Annotated in this window: 13 protein-coding genes and 1 pseudogene; 3 read left to right on the top strand and 11 right to left on the bottom strand. The window is 70.1% G+C overall.

Annotation, left to right across the window (positions count from 1 at the left end):
• Positions 1 to 10 precede the first annotated feature (10 nt).
• Positions 11 to 116 (top strand): annotated as a pseudogene (locus J2X34_RS03945) (fumarylacetoacetate hydrolase family protein); the annotation flags it as partial.
• 8 nt (positions 117 to 124) lie between these two features.
• Positions 125 to 841 carry a maleylpyruvate isomerase family mycothiol-dependent enzyme gene (locus tag J2X34_RS03940; RefSeq protein WP_429516155.1) on the top strand — a complete coding sequence of 239 codons (717 nt, stop codon included), beginning with the start codon at positions 125 to 127 and terminating at the stop codon, positions 839 to 841.
• Positions 842 to 870: 29 nt separating this feature from the next.
• On the opposite strand, the gene hutG is transcribed toward J2X34_RS03940, so the two are convergent.
• The 11 genes from hutG to hutU all read right to left on the bottom strand — a co-directional run bounded on the left by hutG (position 871) and on the right by hutU (position 15,009).
• Complete coding sequence (gene hutG / locus J2X34_RS03935) at positions 871 to 1,836, bottom strand: formimidoylglutamase (protein WP_429516154.1); 966 nt, start codon at positions 1,834 to 1,836, stop codon at positions 871 to 873.
• Positions 1,833 to 3,050, bottom strand: a complete 1,218-nt coding sequence (gene hutI, locus J2X34_RS03930; RefSeq protein ID WP_114724356.1) for an imidazolonepropionase — start codon at positions 3,048 to 3,050, stop codon at positions 1,833 to 1,835. Before hutI ends, hutG begins: the two co-directional genes overlap by 4 nt.
• A gap of 53 nt (positions 3,051 to 3,103) precedes the next feature.
• On the bottom strand, positions 3,104 to 4,543 hold the full coding sequence (locus J2X34_RS03925; protein WP_429516153.1) for a purine-cytosine permease family protein: 1,440 nt from the start codon (positions 4,541 to 4,543) through the stop codon (positions 3,104 to 3,106).
• A 180-nt stretch (positions 4,544 to 4,723) separates the two neighbouring features.
• Complete coding sequence (locus tag J2X34_RS03920; protein ID WP_429516152.1) at positions 4,724 to 6,088, bottom strand: FAD-binding oxidoreductase; 1,365 nt, start codon at positions 6,086 to 6,088, stop codon at positions 4,724 to 4,726.
• A gap of 22 nt (positions 6,089 to 6,110) precedes the next feature.
• Positions 6,111 to 7,190 (bottom strand): histidinol-phosphate transaminase, encoded by a 1,080-nt coding sequence (locus J2X34_RS03915; RefSeq protein WP_114724354.1) that lies wholly within the window; start codon positions 7,188 to 7,190, stop codon positions 6,111 to 6,113.
• Positions 7,187 to 8,746 carry a histidine ammonia-lyase gene (hutH, locus tag J2X34_RS03910; RefSeq protein ID WP_429516151.1) on the bottom strand — a complete coding sequence of 520 codons (1,560 nt, stop codon included), beginning with the start codon at positions 8,744 to 8,746 and terminating at the stop codon, positions 7,187 to 7,189. Before hutH ends, J2X34_RS03915 begins: the two co-directional genes overlap by 4 nt.
• A gap of 152 nt (positions 8,747 to 8,898) precedes the next feature.
• Positions 8,899 to 9,687, bottom strand: a complete 789-nt coding sequence (locus J2X34_RS03905) for an IclR family transcriptional regulator (RefSeq protein WP_429516150.1) — start codon at positions 9,685 to 9,687, stop codon at positions 8,899 to 8,901.
• A gap of 300 nt (positions 9,688 to 9,987) precedes the next feature.
• Entirely contained in the window at positions 9,988 to 10,653 is a 666-nt protein-coding gene (locus J2X34_RS03900; RefSeq protein WP_114724351.1) for an IclR family transcriptional regulator, read from the bottom strand.
• A gap of 52 nt (positions 10,654 to 10,705) precedes the next feature.
• Complete coding sequence (locus J2X34_RS03895; RefSeq protein ID WP_114724350.1) at positions 10,706 to 11,860, bottom strand: CaiB/BaiF CoA transferase family protein; 1,155 nt, start codon at positions 11,858 to 11,860, stop codon at positions 10,706 to 10,708.
• Between the two features lie 14 nt (positions 11,861 to 11,874).
• Positions 11,875 to 13,038, bottom strand: coding sequence for an acyl-CoA dehydrogenase family protein (locus J2X34_RS03890; protein ID WP_114724349.1), 1,164 nt, complete (start codon positions 13,036 to 13,038; stop codon positions 11,875 to 11,877).
• A gap of 294 nt (positions 13,039 to 13,332) precedes the next feature.
• On the bottom strand, positions 13,333 to 15,009 hold the full coding sequence (gene hutU / locus J2X34_RS03885; RefSeq protein WP_114724348.1) for a urocanate hydratase: 1,677 nt from the start codon (positions 15,007 to 15,009) through the stop codon (positions 13,333 to 13,335).
• Between the two features lie 265 nt (positions 15,010 to 15,274).
• On the opposite strand from hutU, the gene J2X34_RS03880 reads away from it, so the two are divergent.
• Positions 15,275 to 18,682: an NAD-glutamate dehydrogenase domain-containing protein gene (locus J2X34_RS03880; RefSeq protein ID WP_114724367.1), complete on the top strand. Its 3,408-nt coding sequence runs from the start codon at positions 15,275 to 15,277 to the stop codon at positions 18,680 to 18,682.
• The last annotated feature ends 17 nt before the right edge of the window (positions 18,683 to 18,699 follow it).

Raw genomic sequence — 18,699 nt, 5'->3', positions numbered from 1 at the left:
TGTTTTCGAGGGTTGCGGACACGCCCGCAGGCCCGCGCTACATCGGTGACGGGGATACGGTCGAGGTGAGCATCGAGGGACTGGGCTCGGTGCGCAACAAGACCGTCGTCAGGTAGGAGCGTTCGTGGCCTTCAACGATCTGGATCTGTCCGAGCGACTGGACCTCGCGCGTGAGGGGACCGCGTACTTCGCGCAGCGGCTCGCGGCGGTGTCCGACGCGGACCTGTCGGGTCCGAGCCTGCTCGAAGGGTGGACGCGAAAGCACCTCGTCGCGCACGTCGGCTACAACGCCGCCGCGCTGTGCCGGATCCTCGACTGGGCTGCGACGGGTGTGGAGACGCCCATGTACGAATCGATGCAGCAGCGGGCCCGGGAGATCGACGAGGGCGCCACGCTGAGTGCCGGTTCGTTGCGAAACCTCTTCACCCACACAGCCGCCCGGCTCGACGAGCAGTGGCGCACCCTCCCTCGGGAGGCGTGGGCCGCGCAGGTGCGGACCGCACAGGGGCGGATGGTGCCGGCGTCGGAGACCGCATGGATGCGCAGCCGCGAGGTGTGGATCCACACGGTCGACCTCGGGAACGGTGGGCGCTTCGACGAGTTCCCCGACGTCGTCCTCGACTCGCTCCTCGACGACATCGTCGGGATGTGGCGAGGCAGGGGCGACGGTGCGGGGCTCGTGCTCGAGGTCGGCGGGCGCAGGCTGGTGGTCGTGCAGGAGGACGCGCCGGTCACGGGCGCGGTCGTGGGCCCACTCGTGTCCGTCGTGCGCTGGGCGTCCGGTCGTGGGGCGGTCGGGCTGACCGCCGGTTCGGATCTACAACCGCCTCGCTGGCTGTAGATCCGAACCGGGATGGCGCCGTTGTCGATTCAGCGCGCCGGTGGAACGTGCCCGGTGACGATGCGGTGGATGAGCCGTGCCGCGGTGCGGGCGGTCCGGTTGTCGACGTCGAGCGACGGGTTGAGTTCGGCGACGTCGACAACCGCCAGCTTCCCGCTCGCGCTCACCTGATCGCACACCCGCTGGATCGTCTCCAGCGGCACGCCGTAGGCCGCGGGTGCGCTGACACCGGGTGCTACGGCGGCGGGCAGCACGTCCAGATCGATTGTCAGATAGACGATGTCGACGTCGTCGAGGAAAGCGGTGACGAACTCGTCGACCACCGCGCGGTCCGCGATCCCGCACCGATCGTCCAAGAGGTACCGGACGCCGAGCCGATCAGCGGTGTCGAACAGGGCCGTGGTGTTGCTGGGCTGGCTGATCCCGATCACGTCGTAGCGGTGGCTGGTGCCGGCGGCATCCTCGGCCTCGGCAATCTGCCGGAACGGGGTGCCGGAACTGGGGACCGGGTCGCTGCGCAGGTCGAAGTGGGCGTCGAGATTGAGGATGCCCAGGCGGGGGTGCCGCTTCCGCAGCTGCGAGGGCGCCACGCCGAGATAGGTGCCGTACGCGACCTCGTGGCCGCCGCCGAGGACGACGGGCAGCCGTCCCGCATCGATTGCCGCTGTGACGGCGCGACCGAGCGCGGCCTGGCCCGTTTCGAGTTCCTCGCCGGTCACGGTCACCGTGCCGGCGTCCGCGATGGGCAGGGGCTCGGCGAGCGCCATCGAGGAGAGCGCGGCGCGCAGGGCGCGGGGGCCGTCGGCGGCGCCGCGCCGTCCCTTGTTGCGCCGGACGCCCTCGTCGCTCGCGAAGCCGATCAGCACGCTGCCGGTGTCCGGATCGGGGGAGTAGGGCGCGATGGCCTGGTGCCAGCGCAGGTGCTCCGGGGTGTCGCCGTCGGTGCGGCCGGTCCAGGGCGCAGGGGCGACGTCGACGACGATCTCGTGGCTCATGCGAGGCTCCCGGCGACAGCAGTGGCGGATGCACCGACCAGGACGCCGTCCTTGAACACCTCGCGGATCAGCGGCACGCCCGGACGGTAGGCGAGGTGCAGGTACGACGGCGCGTCGAGCGCGATCGCGTCGGCGCGGGCACCGATCCGCAGGCTGCCGACGTCCTCGCGCTGCAGTGCGCGGGCACCACCGGCGGTCGCGGCCCACACGGCCTCGGCCGGCGTCATGTGCATGTCGCGGACGGCGATGGCGATGCAGAACGGCAGGCTCGTGGTGTAGCAGGTGCCGGGGTTGCAGTCCGCGCCCAGCGCGACGGTGACGCCGGCGTCGAGCAGTGCGCGGGCGCCGGGGTACTGGTTGCGGGTGGAGAAGTCGGCGCCGGGCAGCAGCGTCGCGACCGTCGAGCTACCGGCGAGCGCGTCGATGTCGGCGTCGGTGACGTAGGTGACGTGGTCGACCGAGGCCGCACCCATCTCGACGGCCAGCTGCACGCCCGGGCCCTCGCCGAGCTGGTTGCCGTGCACGCGGGGGATCAGGCCGTGGGCGACGCCGGCGGTGAGGACGGCGCGCGACTGCTCGACGGTGAACGCGCCGCGCTCGCAGAACACGTCGATCCACTTCGCGTACGGGGCGCACGCCGGGATCATCTCGTCGACCGCCATCGCCACGTACTCGTCGCCGCGGCCCGCGTACTCGGGCGGCGGGACGTGCGCGGCCAGCAGCGTGACCTCGTCGGTGAACCGGCCCGCGACCTGCACGCTGCGCAGCTCGTCCCGCGTGCTCTGGCCGTAACCGCTCTTGATCTCGACGGTGGTGCTGCCGGAGCGCAGCGACTCGTCGAGCAGCCGGCGCACGTTCGCGGCGAGCTGGTCGTCGCTCGCGGCCCGCGTCGCCTCGATCGTGGTGCGGATGCCGCCCGCCGCGTACTTCTCGCCCGCCATGCGGGCCGCGAACTCCTCGGCCCGCTCGCCCGCGAACACCAGGTGCGAGTGGCTCTCGACGAAGCCGGGCAGCACGGCCCGTCCGCCGAGATCGAAACCGGCGTCGGCGGCCGGGGCGTCCGCGGAGTCACCCACCCACGCGACCACGCCGTCCTCGAAGACGACCGCAGCGTCGTGCCGGACACCCAGTGCTCCCTCGCCCAGCGTGGGGTCGTTGGTGACGAGGGTGCCGATGTTCGTCAGTGCGGTGGTCCGGGGACCGGTCGTGGTCACGTGAGGCTCCTAGGTGACTGTGGTGAGGGGGAATCGGTGGTCGGTGACCGGGATCAGACCCGGCTGTCGACCATCGCGGTGTGGGCGGGGTAGATCATGGCGGCCGGCGGGTTGTTGGTCCGCTTGGCGACCGGGTAGTAGATCGCGCCGGTCAGGACGATGCCGACGATCCACGAGATGTCCGCGCCGCCGAGCATCTCGGTGATCGGGCCGGTGTACATCTTCTGCGCGAGGAACGGGATCTGCGCGAGCACGCCGACGGCGTAGACGACCAGCGCCGGGACGTTCCAGGCTCCGTAGCGCCCGTTCGGGTCGTACAGCGCCGGGATGTCGATGCGCTCCTTCGAGATCAGGTAGTAGTCGATCAGGTTGATCGCGCTCCACGGCGTGAACACCATCAGCAGCACCAGGACGAAGTTCTTGAAGTTGTCCAGGAAGTCCGCGCTCGCCGCGATCGCGATGAACATCGAGACGACGGTGAAGCCGAGGATGTAGAACGAGCGGGCCTTCGTCGAGATCTGCGACCGGCCGTCGAACGCGGTGACGGTGGTGAGGATCGACATGAAGCCGCCGTACGCGTTGAGGACGTTGACCGTCAGCTTGCCGGTCACGATCACCAGGTAGATCAGGAACGCGATGATGGCGGGACCGGCGAGGTCGCCCATGAAGCCGACCTGGTTGCCGAGGAAGGCGTCGCCCGCGACGGCCGCGACGAGGGCACCGAAGGTCATCGACCACTGCGAACCGATGACGCTGCCGAGGAAGGTCGACCAGAACGTGGTGCGCTCGCTGGTCTCGCGGGGCAGGTAGCGGGAGTAGTCGGCGACGTACGGACCGAACGTGAGCTGCCAGCCGGCGCCGAGGGAGATCGCGAGCAGGAACGTCACGAAGTCGAAGTCGACGACGCCGACGTAATCGAGGACGTCGTACTCGAGGAAGAGACGGATCGCCAGGTACGTGAATCCGATGATGCCGACGACGGTGGCGATGCGGCCGACGATGTGGATCAGCTTGTAGCCGGTGACGGCGACGAATGCCGTGAGCAACCCGAAGATCACGATGCCGACGGTGGCGTTGTCGATGCCGAGGACCTTGTTCACGGCCTGACCGGCCAGGACGGTGCCGGTGGCGGCGAAGCCGAGGTACATCAGGATCACCAGCACGAGCGGGATGACCGCGCCCTTGACACCGAACTGGGCGCGACTGGAGATCATCTGCGGCAGGCCCATGCGGGGGCCCTGTGCCGAGTGGAGGGCCATCACGGCACCGCCGAAGACGTTGCCGATCAGCAGGCCGATGATGGCCCACAGCGCGTCGGCGCCGAAGACGACGGCCAGGGCGCCGTCGACGACGGCCGTGATCTGCATGTTCGCGCCGAACCACAGCGTGAACTGGCTGCGGGGAGTGCCGTGCCGTTCGTCGTCGGGGACGACGTCGATGGTGCGCCGCTCCGGGGCGAGGAGCACCTCGGACGTGCTGCCGTCGTGTGTCATTGGGCCTGCTCTTTCTGCGGTGACCGCACCGTGCGGCGGGGTCGACTTCCGGGGGTGATGCCCACCTTCTTCGGTGCTTGTGCGCTGGATCACGCCATGTCGCTGGGAAATGTATAGGCCTGTATATACAGGTCTGTCAACATTCAGGTTTGTAACCGGATTGTTTGTCCTGGTCGACGGTCAGAAGCCCTTTCCGGGATTCATCAGACCGAGCGGATCGAATGCGGCCTTCACCGCGTGATGGATGTCCAAACCTGTCTCTCCCACTTCGAGCGCCATCCAGCGTCGCTTCAACACCCCGACGCCATGCTCACCTGTAAGGGTGCCACCCAGCTCGAGCGCGCGCCGGAACACCTCGTCGGCGGCCGTCCAGACGGCATCCGGGACGGACCCGTCGGCGAGGCGGTCGAACACGAACGTCGGGTGCACGTTGCCGTCCCCGGCGTGCGCGACCGTCATCACGGTCACCCCGTGGCGCCGCGAGATCTCCTCGATCGACTCGACCATCTCGGGCAGCCGCGAGCGCGGCACGCCGACGTCCTCGACCAGGCACTGCCCGAGCCGTTCGGCCGCCGGGTACGCCAGGCGGCGGATCTCGAGCAACTGCGCCGACTCGGCCGGGTCCCGGGACAGGGCGACGAAGTCGGCGCCCGCGTCGGTGAAGTGTCGTTCGATCGCGGCGGCGGCCTCGTCGGCGTCGGGGCCGTCGGCCTGCGCGATGAGCATCGCCTCGGTCCCGGACTCCAGGCCGATGCGCTTCCACTCGTCGACGGCGACCAGTGTGGCCCGGTCGATCAGCTCGAGCAGGCTCGGTCCGATTCCGGCACGCACCACCGCGGCGACGGCGTCCGCGGCAGCGCGCAGCGATGCGAAGCTGCCGACGATCGTCGCGGGCTCCCGAGCCGGCCGCGGCCGCAGACGGACGGTTGCGCTCGTGACGATCCCGAGGGTGCCCTCGGAACCGACCAGCAGCCCGGTCAGGTCGTAGCCGGCGACGCCCTTGACGGTGCGGTGCCCGGTCCGCAGGATCCGGCCGTCGGACAGGACCACCTCCAGACCCAGGACGGAGTCCCGGGTCACGCCGTACTTGACGCAGCGGAGTCCGCCAGCGTTGGTGGCGATGTTCCCGCCGATCGTGGAGATCTGGAAGCTGCTCGGATCGGGGGCGTACATCAGTCCGTGCTCGGCGGCCGCGCGGTCGAGGTCGGCATTCACGACGCCGGCCTGCACCACCGCGAGCTGATCGGCCGGATTCACTTCGACGATCGTGCGCATCGCGGCGGTGGACACCACGAGGCAGCCGTCGATCGCGGTGGCGCCGCCGGCCAGGCCGCTGCCGGCGCCGCGGGGGACCACCGGAACGCGATGGGCGGTGGCCCATTTCATCGCCGCGACGACGTCGTCGGTGGAGTCCGCGATCAACACTGCGAGCGGACGGCCGGGCTCCGCGAGATGTGCCTCGTCGCGGCTGTAGGCGTCCATGACGTCGGGATCGGTGACGAGTCGACGCGAGCCGAGGGCGTCGGCGAGCGCGGTGAGGGACATCTGGGTTCCTTGTCGTCGTCGGTCAGTGTTCGGCGGGGAGCGAGGTCAGGTCGCCGACGGCGGCGAGGACAGCGTCCTCGGCATCGCGGTCGCCGACGGTCACCCGTACGCCCTCGCCGGGGAACGTGCGGACGGACACCCCGTGCGCCACGCAGGCGGCGTCGAGTGTCGTGGCCCGGTCACCGACGGGGATCCAGACGAAGTTGCCTCCACTGGAGGGTGTTTCGAATCCGTGCGCGGCCAGTCCCGAGCGGACGTGGTGCCGACCGGCTCGCACCGACTCCACGATCCGGTCGGTGTGTGCCGACTCGGCGAGGGCGGCGCACGCCGCCGCCTCCGCGACCGAACTCAGACCGAACGGGGGTGCGGCGGCGTGCAGGGGAGCGGCGACGGCGGAACCGGCGATCGCGTATCCCACGCGCAGCCCGGCGAGCCCGTACGCCTTCGAGAACGTCCGCAGCACGACGACATTCGGGAACTCACGGAGCAGCTCGACGCCGTCGGCCTGCTCCTCGCCGAACTCGCGGTAGGCCTCGTCGAGGATCACCAGGACGTCCGACGGCACGTTGTCGAGGAGGTGCCGCAGTTCGGAGTCCGTGAGTTCGGTGCCCGTCGGGTTGTTCGGATTGCACACCAGGACCGCGCGGGTGCGGGGCGTCACCGCCGCGATCATCGCATCGACGTCGTGGCGGTGCCGCCCGTCGAGCGGTACCGGAACCGCTGTGGCACCCGCGATCCCGATGAGAATCGGGTACGCCTCGTAGCTGCGCCACGCGTGGACCACCTCGGTGCCGGGGCCGGTGAACGCTGTGAGAACCTGCTGCAGCAGCGCCAGCGAACCGGCGCCCGTCAGCACCGAATCGGCGGGCACGGACAGTCGATCGGCCAGAGCGGCGACAAGATCGTCCGCGAACAGCGTCGGGTACAGGTGGCCGTGCGCGCCGGCGCGGGCGATCGCCTCGACGACGGCCGGGGAGGGCGCGATGGTCGACTCGTTGCTCGACGCCCGCCAGCGCACCGTCGCGGCACCCGAGGCCCTCGAATACGTGGGCAGCGCGTCGATCTCGGGCCGGGCCCGGGGCAGGGCGATCGAGCGGGTCACTGCAGGTCTCCGATCGCGTCCTCGGCGGCCGCGACGAGCGCGCCCGAGGCCGCCAGCGCGACGGCCTGCTCGATCTCCGGCGCGAGGAACCGGTCGGTGCCCGGACCCGGGACGCTCTCGCGGAGTGTGCGGACCACCGCGCCGGTTCCGGTTGCCGGCGCGAGCGGCGCGCGCAGATCGATTCCACTTGCGGCCGTGAGGATCTCGATGGCGAGCACGCGGGTGAGACCGTCGACGGCCCGGCGCAGCTTGCGGGCACCGGACCAGCCCATCGAGACGTGGTCCTCCTGCATCGCCGAGGACGGGATCGAGTCGACACTGGCCGGCGCCGCCAACCGCTTGAGCTCGGAGACGATCGCGGCCTGGGTGTACTGGGCGATCATGAGACCGCTGTCCACGCCCGGGTCGTCGGCGAGGAACGGCGGCAACCCGTGGTTGCGGGCGACGTCGAGGAACCGGTCGGTGCGGCGCTCGCTGATGCTCGCGACGTCGGCCGCGACGATCGCGAGGAAGTCGAGGACGTAGGCCACGGGGGCGCCGTGGAAGTTGCCGTTGGACTCCACGCGGCCGTCGACCGTGACGACGGGGTTGTCTACCGCGGACGCGAGTTCGCGCAGAGCGACCGTGCGGGCGTGCTCGACGGTGTCGCGCGCGCCGCCGGCCACCTGCGGTGCGCAGCGCAGCGAGTAGGCGTCCTGTACGCGGGTGTCCTCGGGGCCCGCATGGCTCGCGACGATGGGGGAGCCGTCGAGTAGCCGGGACATGTTGGCGGCCGCGGCGGCCTGGCCGGGATGCGGGCGGAGCGCCTGCAGGTCGGCTGCGAACACCCGATCCGTGCCCAGCAAACCCTCGACGCTCATCGCGGCCGCGATGTCGGCCAGTTTGAGCAGGTGGTCGAGGTCGGTGACCGCGAGCGCGAGCTGGCCCAGCATCCCGTCGGTGCCGTTGATGAGCGCCAGACCCTCCTTCTCGGCGAGGACGACGGGCTCGAGTCCGCACTCGGCCAGGGCGACCGAGGCATCGACGAGGCGGCCGTCCGCGGTGCGGACCGTGCCCTCCCCGGTGACCGCCAGGGCGACGTGCGCGAGCGGCGCGAGGTCGCCGGAGCAACCGAGGCTGCCGTACTCGTGGACCACCGGGGTGATCCCGGCCGTGAGGAGATCGGCGTATGCCTGCGCCACCTCGACCCGGACGCCGGTGCGGCCGGTGGCGAGGGTCGACAGGCGCAGCAGCATCAGCGCGCGCACCACGTCGCGCTCCACCTCCGGTCCGGATCCGGCCGCGTGCGAGCGAACCAGGCTGCGCTGGAGCTGGGTTCGCATCTCCTGAGGAATGTGCCGGGTCGCGAGCGCGCCGAAGCCGGTGGAGACGCCGTACACGGGACGGGGGTCGGCGGCGAGGTCCTCGATGCGCCGGCGCGAGCGGGCGATCTCGGCGAGAGCGTCGTCGGTGAGGCGCACCCCGTGGCCGCGGCGGGCGACGTCGACGACGTCCTCGATCGTGACGGGTCCGAGTCCGACGTCGACGACGTCGGTGGACTGGGTGGTGAGGGTCATGGGGACTCCGAAGGCAGGGACGGCCCGGCGGTCGCGACGGATCGGTGGCCGTGAAGATTGTGTCTCGTATACGAGACCATAGTCTCGTATGTAAGACAATAGGCGAGCGGGGATTGGCGGATCGAAGGGGATCGCCGGTTCCGGACTCCGGTTCAGGACTCGATGGATTCCTCGACCATGCGGTCGCTGAGGCTGTCCGAGAAGTGGGCGGCGGCGTCCGTGACGAGCTGGGCCAGTTCGGCGGTCTCGGCGTCAGTGCGCGCCCCGGTCAGGTACGCGACACCCAACGCGGCGACCGGACGTCCCTCCCGGGTGACCACCGGGCCGGCGATGCAAGTGACACCGTTGGTGGTCGAGTCCCGCTCCACGGCGTACCCGAGTTCGCGATCGGCCTTCAGGAGTGCCCGCAGGTCGTCGAGCGACGTCGGCCCCTCGCCGGTACGCATGGGCCAGGTGTACCCGGCGTACAGCGCACTGAGCTGCTCGGGGTCGAGGCGCGCGAGGATCGTGCGTCCGACGGCCGTCAGATGCGCGGGCAGTCGCGTCCCGACCTCCGTCACCAGCCGCACACCAGGCTTGAGCGGCTCGCGCTTGTCCAGGTAGATCACGTCGGTCCCCTGCAGCACCGCCAGGTGCGAGGTCTCGTCCGCGGCCTGGGTGAGCGCGACCATGTGGCGTTGCCCCTCGCGATGCAGCGGTCCGGACCGCATGTACGACGCCCCCACCTCGAACGCCGAGACGCCGAGAGTCCATGCCCGCTGGTCGGGCCAGTAGGAGACGAAGCGCCGGTCCCGCATCACGTTGAGCAGGTGGTGCGTGGTGCTCTTGGGCAGATCGAGTTCACTCGCGATCTCGGTCGCCGCCATGGGCACACCCCGCCGGGCGAGCAGATCGAGCACGTCGAGCACCCGCTCTGCGGACTTGACCCGGCTCGTCGACATCGAACGTCCCCTTTCGTTCCCGGCCGATCGGCCGGGGTGCCGCGTCATTGTCCTGACCGGCGTGCCGCGTCATTGTCCTGACCGGCGTGCCGCGTCATTGTCCTGACCGGCGTGCCGCGTCATTGTCTCGGATACGAGACCGTGGACCAAACGCCTCGGTTTCCGAACTGTCGTGGGTGGCCGAATGTGACATTCGTTCAGTCCAACCGAACCAATGTCACATTCGGCCGGCAGCCGGCAGCCGGCAGCCAGCAGCCAGCAGCCAGCAGCCAGCAGCCGGCGGCCCAGGCGGGCTTCGGACTACGACGGGGCGGTGCGGCCCAGTTCGGCCGACAGTCGCGCGCAGCGCTCGACGAGGACCTGCCCGTGCTGGGCGCAGACGTCGTCGTCGAGTCGAAACGTGGGTCCGACGACGCTCAGTGCCCCCACGATCCGGCCGATCGCGTCGTAGATCGGGGCGGCCACGCCGGTGGAGTGGTCCTCGATGGTGTCGTGGGCGATGGCGTATCCGTCCGCGCCCACCTCGCCGAGCAGGGCCGCGCCCACCGCGGTCCCGACGAGGGGAACGGTCTGGCCGACCCACCCCATGTGCCGGATGGCGTGGGTCCCCTCGATCTGCCCCATGTACAACGCCGTGCCCCGGGGCCCGGGAGCCGACAGGTACGTCGACTCCCGGGTGATCTCGGCGATCTCAGCCATGGCCGGCTGCGCCCGCAGGAGCAGTTGGTTGTCGGCGATGGCCTTCGCGCCGATCTGCAGTAGCCGGGGACCGACCCGGTACACGTTGTCCTCGCCACGCAGGACGAACTCGGTCTGCTCGAGGCTGCGGATCAGCCGCAGCGCTGTGCTGGTCGCGAGGTCGGTCGTCTTCGCGGCGTCGGCGAGGGTCAGTCCACCGTGCTCGATGATCGCGCTGAGCAGTTCGAAGGTGCGACTGACGCTGCGCGTCACGTCACCGGGGGCCATGCGTGTCTCCCATGCCGAGGGCGTCGACCGTTCGGCCGACCGTTCGACGAATCTATCGTGTGGGCGTTCCGCCGAGGACCTCGTCGTGGTGCTCGTCGAGGAGCGGGCTGCGCCGCACCGCCGGACGCGCGCTGTCGCCGAAGACGACCGGCTGCCGGACGTACGACACCGTGCCCGCCTTGGGATGCTCGAATGTCTCCACGACACCGCGGTAGCGGGCCTGCTCCGACCCGAGCGCCTGCTGGACGTCCCACACCTCGGAGCCGGCCAGGCCGGCCGCGTCCAGCAGCTCGAGGACCTGCGCGACGGTGCGGCCGGCGGCCCACGCCTCGATCTCCTTGCGCAGCGCGGGCTCGTTCTCGGTGCGCAGGGTGTCCTCGGTGAACCGGGGGTCGGTGATCAGTTCCTCGCGGCCCATGGTCCGGGCCAGCGTCTGGAAGCCCTTCTCGCTGGCGATCGCGAGGACGAACAGGCCGTCGTCGGCGCGGTAGGTGTCGAACGGCGTCGACACGGGGTGCCGGTTACCGACCCGCTTTGGGGTCGCGCCGGACGCCTGGAGCTGGCTGTGCGCGGTGGGCAGCATCGCGAGCATGCTGTCGAACATCGCGACGTCGAGGTGCTGCCCCTGGCCGGTGGCACGGGCGGCCAGCAGCGCGGTGCTGATGCCCCACGCGGCGAAGACGCCGGTGATGGTGTCGCCGAACGATTCGCCCAGACGGGTGGGGCCGGAGTCCTCGGTGCCGGTGATGCTCATGACGCCGGACAGGGCCTGGACCACGAGGTCGTAGGCCGCGGCGCCCGCCATCGGACCCTTCTGCCCGAAGCCGGAGATCGACGCGTAGACGATCTTCGGGTTGCGGGCGCGCGCAGCCTCGTAGTCGATGCCGAGCCGGCTGGTGACGCCGGGACGGAAGTTCTCGACGACGACGTCGGCGTCGGCGATCAACTGCAGCAGCGACTCCCGGTCCTCGGGGTCCTTGAGGTCGAGTGCGATCGAGCGCTTGCCGCGGTTGAGGACGTTGAAGTAGATGCTCTCACCGTCACGGAACGGTCCGAGGTGGCGGGAATCCTCACCGGCCTTCGCCTCGATCTTGACGACGTCGGCGCCGGCGTCAGCGAGCAGCGCGGTGCAGAACGGGCCCGCGAGCACGCGGGACAGGTCGACGACGCGGACGCCGTCGAGCGGGGGGAGTGCGGGGGTGACCATGATCGCCTCCCCTCTCAGTACTCGGTGGAACGGATCGACGGGGCGTTGCCCGCGATGGTGAGCAGCTGGATCTGCGAGGTGCCCTCGAAGATGCGCAGGATCCGGCAGTCGCGGTAGAGGCGCTCGATCTCGGACTCGCGCATGAACCCGGCGCCGCCGTGGATCTGGACGACCTGATCGACGATGGAGAAGCAGGCCTCGGTCGCCACGAACTTCGAGATCGAGGCGGCGCGGCGCAGGTCCTGGCCGGCGTCCTTGACGTCGGACGCCCAGTCGGCGGTCACCCGCGAGGCGACGAGCTTGGCGTCGCACTCGCCGAGCAGCAGCTGGATGGCCTGGAACTCGAAGATGGGGTGCCCGAACTGCTTGCGCTCGGACGCGTACTCGCGGCCGAGTTCCCAAGCGCGCAGCGCGATTCCGTTGGCCATCGCGGCGACGTCGATGCGGGCGCGGTTGAGGGCGGTCAGCGCGATGTTGCCGCCGCGGCCCTCGGTGCCGATCACTGCGTCGTGCGGCAGGACCACGTCGTCGAGGTAGACGGTGTAGGTGGGCGCCGAGCGGATGCCCATCTTGTCCTGCGGCTCCGAGTAGCTGATGCCGGGCGTGCCCTTCGGGACGGCGAACGCGGTGATGCCGCGGAAGCCGGCCGAGGGGTCGGTCTTGGCGAACAGCACGACGAGGTCGGCCTCGCGGGCGTTGGAGATGAAGGTCTTGGAGCCGGACAGGTGCCAGCCGTCGTCCTCGCGGCGCGCCACGGTGCGCATGGAGGCGATGTCCGAGCCCGCGTCGGGCTCGGTGAGCGCGAAGCCGGCGAGGACCTCACCCGAGGCCAGTCCGGGCAGCCAGCGCTTCTTCTGCTCCTCGGTGCCGCCGACCAGGATCGGCTCGAGGCCCAGGTAGTGGGCGGTGTAGATCGACGCCAGCGCGGCGTCGGCGCGGGCGACCTCCTCGACCGCAACCAGCTGGGCGCGGGTCGACAGGCCGAGGCCGCCGAACTCCTCCGGGACGGAGATGCCCATCAGGTCCTGCTCGGCGAGGCGGCGCATCAGGCGAGCTGGGAACTCCTTGGACTCGTCGCGCTCGGCCGCGCCGGGAAGGATCTCCGCGTTCGCGAAAGCGCGGACGGTGCTGCGGAATTCGGACAGGTCGAGGGTGTCGTCGAGCGTCTGAGTGGCCACGGGTAACTCCTGGGTGAACGAGAGGGGGAATCGCTAGATTTCATCTAGTGGAAGTCGATTGCCATCTAGTGGCATGCGACGACTATCGCATCCGGTCCTGTCGTTTGTCCAGAGGGAGTTCGTCCGTCCCGCCGGGCCCGGAAACGACGACGAGCGGCAACGCGCAGGGGGATCGTCCTGCGCGTTGCCGCTCGTCACGGAGCCGACGTCAGTGCCGCCGGCTCGGGCTCACGCTGGTCGTCGTGAGCCGTGTTCAGGTGTGGGGATCAGTTGTTCCCGGTCAGTTGTTCTCGGTCAGTTGTTCTCGGACATCGGAATCCGGACGCCGCGCTCACGCGCGGTGTCGATGGCGTGCTCGTAGCCGGCGTCGGCATGGCGGATGACGCCCATGCCCGGATCGTTGGTGAGCACGGCCTCGATCTTCTTCGCGGCCAGCTCGGTGCCGTCGGCGATGCACACCTGGCCGGCGTGGATCGAGCGGCCCATGCCGACGCCACCGCCGTGGTGGATCGACACCCAGGACGCGCCGGAGGCGGTGTTCACGAGGGCGTTGAGCAGCGGCCAGTCGGCGATCGCGTCGGAGCCGTCCTTCATGGACTCGGTCTCGCGGTACGGGGAGGCGACGGAACCCGAGTCGAGGTGGTCACGGCCGATGGCGATCGGCGCCGACAGCTCGCCGCTGGCGACCATCTCGTTGAACTTCAGGCCGGCCTTGTGGCGCTCGCCGTATCCGAGCCAGCAGATGCGGGCGGGCAGGCCCTCGAAGGCGACCTTCTCGCCGGCCATCTCGATCCAGCGCTTGAGGTGCTCGTTCTCGGGGAACAGCTCGAGTATCGCCTTGTCGGTCGCGGCGATGTCCTTGGGGTCGCCCGACAGCGCGGCCCAGCGGAACGGGCCGAGGCCCTCCTCGAACAGCGGGCGGATGTAGGCCGGGACGAAGCCGGGGAACTCGAACGCGCGGTCGTAGCCGGCCTTGCGGGCCTCGTCGCGGATGGAGTTGCCGTAGTCGAAGACCTCGGCGCCCTTGTCCATGAAGCCGACCATGGCCTCGACGTGCGCGGCCATCGCCTTGCGCGAGTCCTCGGTGAACTTCTCCGGATCCTTCGCGGCCAGATCCTTCATGTCGGCGATGTCGACGCCGATCGGCAGGTAGGACAGCGGGTCGTGCGCCGACGTCTGGTCGGTGACGATGTCGATCGGCGCGTCCATCTCCAGCAGCGCCGGGAAGATCTCGGCGGCGTTGCCGACCAGGCCGATCGACAGCGGCTTGCGCGCGTCACGGGCCTCGGTGGCCAGCTGCAGCGCGTGCTCGATGCTGTCGGCCTTGGTGTCGAGGTACTTGTGGGCGATGCGGCGGTCGATGCGGGTGACGTCGCAGTCGACGCAGATCGCGACACCCTCGTTCATGGTGACGGCCAGTGGCTGCGCGCCACCCATGCCGCCCATGCCGGCGGTGAGGGTGATGGTGCCGGCGAGGGTGCCGTCGAAGCGCTTGCGGGCGATCGCGCCGAACGTCTCGTAGGTGCCCTGCAGGATGCCCTGGGTGCCGATGTAGATCCAGGACCCGGCGGTCATCTGGCCGTACATCATCAGGCCCTCGGCCTCGAGCTTGCGGAACTGCTCCCAGTTGGCCCAGTCGCCGACGAGATTGGAGTTCGCGAGCAGCACGCGCGGCGCCCACTCGTTGGTGCGGAAGACGCCGACCGGCTTGCCGGACTGGACCAGCATGGTCTCGTCGTTCTTCAGCGTCTTCAGGGTGGCGACCATGGCGTCGAACGCGGCCCAGCTGCGGGCGGCGCGGCCGGTGCCTCCGTAGACGACCAGGTTGTCGGGGTGCTCGGCAACCTCGGGGTCGAGGTTGTTCATGAGCATGCGCAGGGCGCCCTCCTGCTGCCACCCGAGGGTGTTCAGCTCGGAGCCGCGGGGGGCGCTGACCGGGCGGGCCTCGTGGCCGGGTGAGGTGATGTCCATCGGATAACTCCTAGTGATCGGGCGGTGAGGGCGCGGGTCGTGTCACGCGGTCGCGGTCCGACGCCGTTGTCGTCCGTGTCCGTGTGGGCGTAGCTGTTGTGCGCTGGCTCACGTTCTGCAACTATGACTTGTATATTCCTGTCTATACAAGCTGATGTCAAGGGGCACCCTGCAGTGCCGCCCCCGACATCGCGAGATGTTCGACCAGTTGAACGGACACGACGACCAGTCGGGTGCAGCGTGGCGCCCGGCGGAAGGTTCCCAGATGAACACCGTCTCCACCCAGACCGATCCGATGCCGAACCCCCGCGAGATCGACGACGCTCTCGCCCGAGTCTTCCGCAGTTGGGACGAGCGTGTGCTCGCCGACGCGGACCCCGCAGCGCGTGAGCATCTCGCGCGATTCGTCTCCGGCCTTCCCGCCGGGTACAAGCAGGACATCACCCCCGAGCGCGCGCGCATCGACCTCGACATCCTCGCCGGGCTCACCGACGGAGCGGCGCGGGCACGCATCGTGCCCGACACGACGGCGCGCGGTACGCACCGACTGTCGTTGTACGTCGGCGGGCATCCGGCGTCGCTGGGCGACCTGATGCCGCTGCTGCAGAGCCTCGGCGTGGAGGTGCTGGACGAGCGGCCGTACGCGCTGGCCTCGCCGGCGGACATGCCGTGCTGGGTGTACGAGTTCACCGTCCGGTACCCGATCGCCCCGGCCGACGGGTTCGACGAGTTCGCGGCCCGGTTCGGCGCGGCCGCCGAGGCCCTGTGGCGGGGCGACGCCGAGGCGGACCGGCTGAACGAACTGGTGGCCCGGGCGGGCCTGCGCTGGCGTGAGGTCACGGTGCTGCGCGCGTACGTCGAGTATCTGCGTCAGGGCGGATTGCCCTACAGCAGCGCGTATGTCGCGGACGCACTGTGTCGTCACCCGTCCATCGCGGCCGGTCTGGTCAGGTTCTTCACGGAGCGATTCGACCCGGATACGGCATCGAACGACGGAGGTGGGGCGGCGGCCGCCGAGGTGTCCGCGTCGATCGAGCTGGTGCCGGGCCTCGACGAGGATCGCATCTTCCGCGCTCTCCTCGACACCGTTCGCAACACCGTGCGCACCAACCACTTCGCGGCTCCCGCGCGCAAGACCCTGGCGCTCAAGTTGGACTCGCGCAACATCGTGGAACTGCCCGAGCCTCGGCCCCGGCACGAGATCTTCGTGTACTCGCCGGCCGTCGCGGGGGTGCACATGCGGTTCGGGTCCGTCGCCCGAGGGGGCCTGCGGTGGTCCGACCGTCGTGAGGACTTCCGCACCGAGGTGCTGGGATTGGTGAAGGCACAGGCGGTGAAGAACGCCGTGATCGTGCCGGTCGGCGCCAAGGGCGGTTTCGTGCTGCGCAGGCCGCCGGTGCCCACCGGTGACGTCGAGGCCGACCGGGCGGCACAGCGAGAGGCGGGCGTGGCGGGCTACCGCATGTTCATCCGCGGCCTGCTCGACCTCACGGACAACATCGACCGGGGCACCGGGGCGGTCGTGCCGGCACCGGGTGTCGTCCGGCACGACGCCGACGACACTTACCTCGTGGTGGCCGCCGACAAGGGAACGGCGTCGTTCTCGGACATCGCGAACGCGGTTGCGGCCGAGTACGACTTCTGGCTCGGTGACGCCTTCGCATCCGGTGGTTCGGTGGGATACGACCACAAGGCGATGGGCATCACCGCTCGCGGCGCGTGGGAGAGCGTCAAACGCCGCTTCCGGGAACTGGGTGTCGACTGCCAGCGGCAGGATTTCACCGCGGTCGGCATCGGCGACATGAGCGGGGACGTCTTCGGCAACGGCATGCTGTGCAGCAGGCACATTCGGCTCGTGGCCGCGTTCGACCACAGGCACGTGTTCCTCGACCCCGATCCCGACCCCGAACTGTCGTACGCGGAGCGGGAGCGGCTGTTCGCGTTGCCGCGGTCGTCGTGGGCCGACTACGACCGGTCACTGATCGGTCCGGGCGGCGGTGTGTGGGAGCGCGGCGCCAAGTCCGTGCCGATCGGCGACGCCGTCCGCCGGGTGCTCGGTCTGGATCCGGGCGTCACGGAAATGACGCCGCCCGAGCTGATCCGGGCGATCCTGTGTGCTCCGGTCGACCTGCTGTGGAACGGCGGAATCGGCACGTACGTCAAGGCCTCGACCGAGTCGCACGCCGACGCGGGGGACAAGGCGAACGACGTTGTGCGCGTGGACGGATGCGATCTGCGGGCCCGGGTCGTGGGCGAGGGCGGCAACCTCGGCCTGACGCAGGCGGCCCGGATCGAGCTCGCTCGCACGGGCGGACGGGTGGGCACCGACGCGCTCGACAACTCGGCCGGTGTGGACTGCTCCGACCACGAGGTCAACATCAAGATCCTGCTCGACGACCTGGTCGGGGACGGCACCCTCGACGCCGAGGTGCGGCCGCGCCTGCTGGCCGAGATGACCGACGAGGTCGCCGCGCTGGTGTTGGCGGACAACGTCTCCCAGAACGAGGCGATGGGCGTCGCCCTCACGGACGCGTCGGAGATGGTGGGCGTGCACGCGCGTCAGATCAAGGCACTCGAAGCCGCCGGGGCGCTCGATCGCGCGCTCGAGGTGCTGCCCGACGCCAAGACGCTCGCCGCGCTGCAGCGGTCCGGCGACGGCCTGTCGGCTCCGGAACTGGCGACCCTCATGGCGCACGTCAAGCTCGATCTCAAGGGTGCCCTGCTGGCCGGCGAACTGGTCGACCACGACGTGTACCTGCCGATTCTTCGCGAGTACTTCCCGCAGCCGCTTCGTCGCGATCACGAGGCGGCCGTCGACCGGCACCCGCTGCGCCGCGAGATCGTCGCGACGGCACTGACCAACGACGTCGTCGACCGCGGCGGTATCTCCTACGTCTTCCGGCTCGCCGAGGAGGTGGGCGCGACGGCGGACGACTCCGTCCGCGCGTTCGGAGTGGTCAGCGAGGTGTTCGGGCTGCCCGACCTGTGGTCCAGGATCGCCGGCGCCGACGTTCCAAGCGAGGTCGCCGACGAACTCGTGCTCGTCACCCGCCGACTGCTCGACCGGGCGTCCCGCTGGATGCTGCACCGGCGACCTCAGCCGCTCGCGGTGGGCGCGGAGATCACGCGGTTCCGGGACCGGATCGAGGACGCGTCGGCGCATCTCGAGGAATGGCTGGTGGGCGCCGACCGCACCAACCTGCGCGACCGCACGCGCGCGATCGCCGAGCGCGGCGCCCCCGAAGACCTGGTCCGGGACGTGGAGTTGGCTCTCGACCGGTTCGGGCTGCTCGACGTCGTCGAGATCGCGGACCTGGCCGAGTGCGACCTGGCCGTCGCGGGTGAACTCTACTTCCGGCTGTGCGAGCGGGTCGGTCTTGTTCCTCTCCTCAACGGGGTCTCCGCGCTCGGCAAGGCGAGCCGATGGGATGCGCTGGCCCGCCTGGCGCTGCGTGACGAGCTGTACGACAGCGCACGGGCCCTGACCCTGGACGTCCTCGCGCATGCGGTTCCGGGCGACGACACCGACCGGATGATCGGAGATTGGGAGGAGCGCAACGAGTCCCGTCTGCGTCGGGCGCGCAACACACTCGCGGAGATCTCGGGATCCGATCAGCGCGACCTCGCCGCCCTGTCCGTCGCGTCCCGTCAGTTGCGGCGGATGGTCGGTTGAGAGCCGGAGAGCCGACA

It is taken from the genome of Rhodococcus sp. BE178 (assembly GCF_050433545.1).
Taxonomy (GTDB): domain Bacteria; phylum Actinomycetota; class Actinomycetes; order Mycobacteriales; family Mycobacteriaceae; genus Prescottella.
The sequence above is the reverse complement of the archived record's forward strand: the minus strand, read 5'-3'. Positions and strand labels throughout refer to the sequence as shown.

Excerpts from the sequence above, each read along its gene's own strand:
- J2X34_RS03905 (WP_429516150.1), bottom strand. The coding sequence starts at position 9,687 with ATGTCGACGAGCCGGGTCAAGTCCGCAGAGCGGGTGCTCGACGTGCTC.
- hutH (WP_429516151.1), bottom strand. The coding sequence starts at position 8,746 with ATGACCCTCACCACCCAGTCCACCGACGTCGTCGACGTCGGACTCGGA.
- J2X34_RS03925 (WP_429516153.1), bottom strand. The coding sequence starts at position 4,543 with ATGACACACGACGGCAGCACGTCCGAGGTGCTCCTCGCCCCGGAGCGG.
- J2X34_RS03895 (WP_114724350.1), bottom strand. The coding sequence starts at position 11,860 with ATGGTCACCCCCGCACTCCCCCCGCTCGACGGCGTCCGCGTCGTCGAC.
- hutU (WP_114724348.1), bottom strand. The coding sequence starts at position 15,009 with ATGGACATCACCTCACCCGGCCACGAGGCCCGCCCGGTCAGCGCCCCC.
- J2X34_RS03900 (WP_114724351.1), bottom strand. The coding sequence starts at position 10,653 with ATGGCCCCCGGTGACGTGACGCGCAGCGTCAGTCGCACCTTCGAACTG.
- hutG (WP_429516154.1), bottom strand. The coding sequence starts at position 1,836 with ATGAGCCACGAGATCGTCGTCGACGTCGCCCCTGCGCCCTGGACCGGC.
- J2X34_RS03880 (WP_114724367.1), top strand. The coding sequence starts at position 15,275 with ATGAACACCGTCTCCACCCAGACCGATCCGATGCCGAACCCCCGCGAG.
- J2X34_RS03920 (WP_429516152.1), bottom strand. The coding sequence starts at position 6,088 with ATGTCCCTCACCGCGCTCGCCGACGCCCTCGGCTCGCGTCGACTCGTC.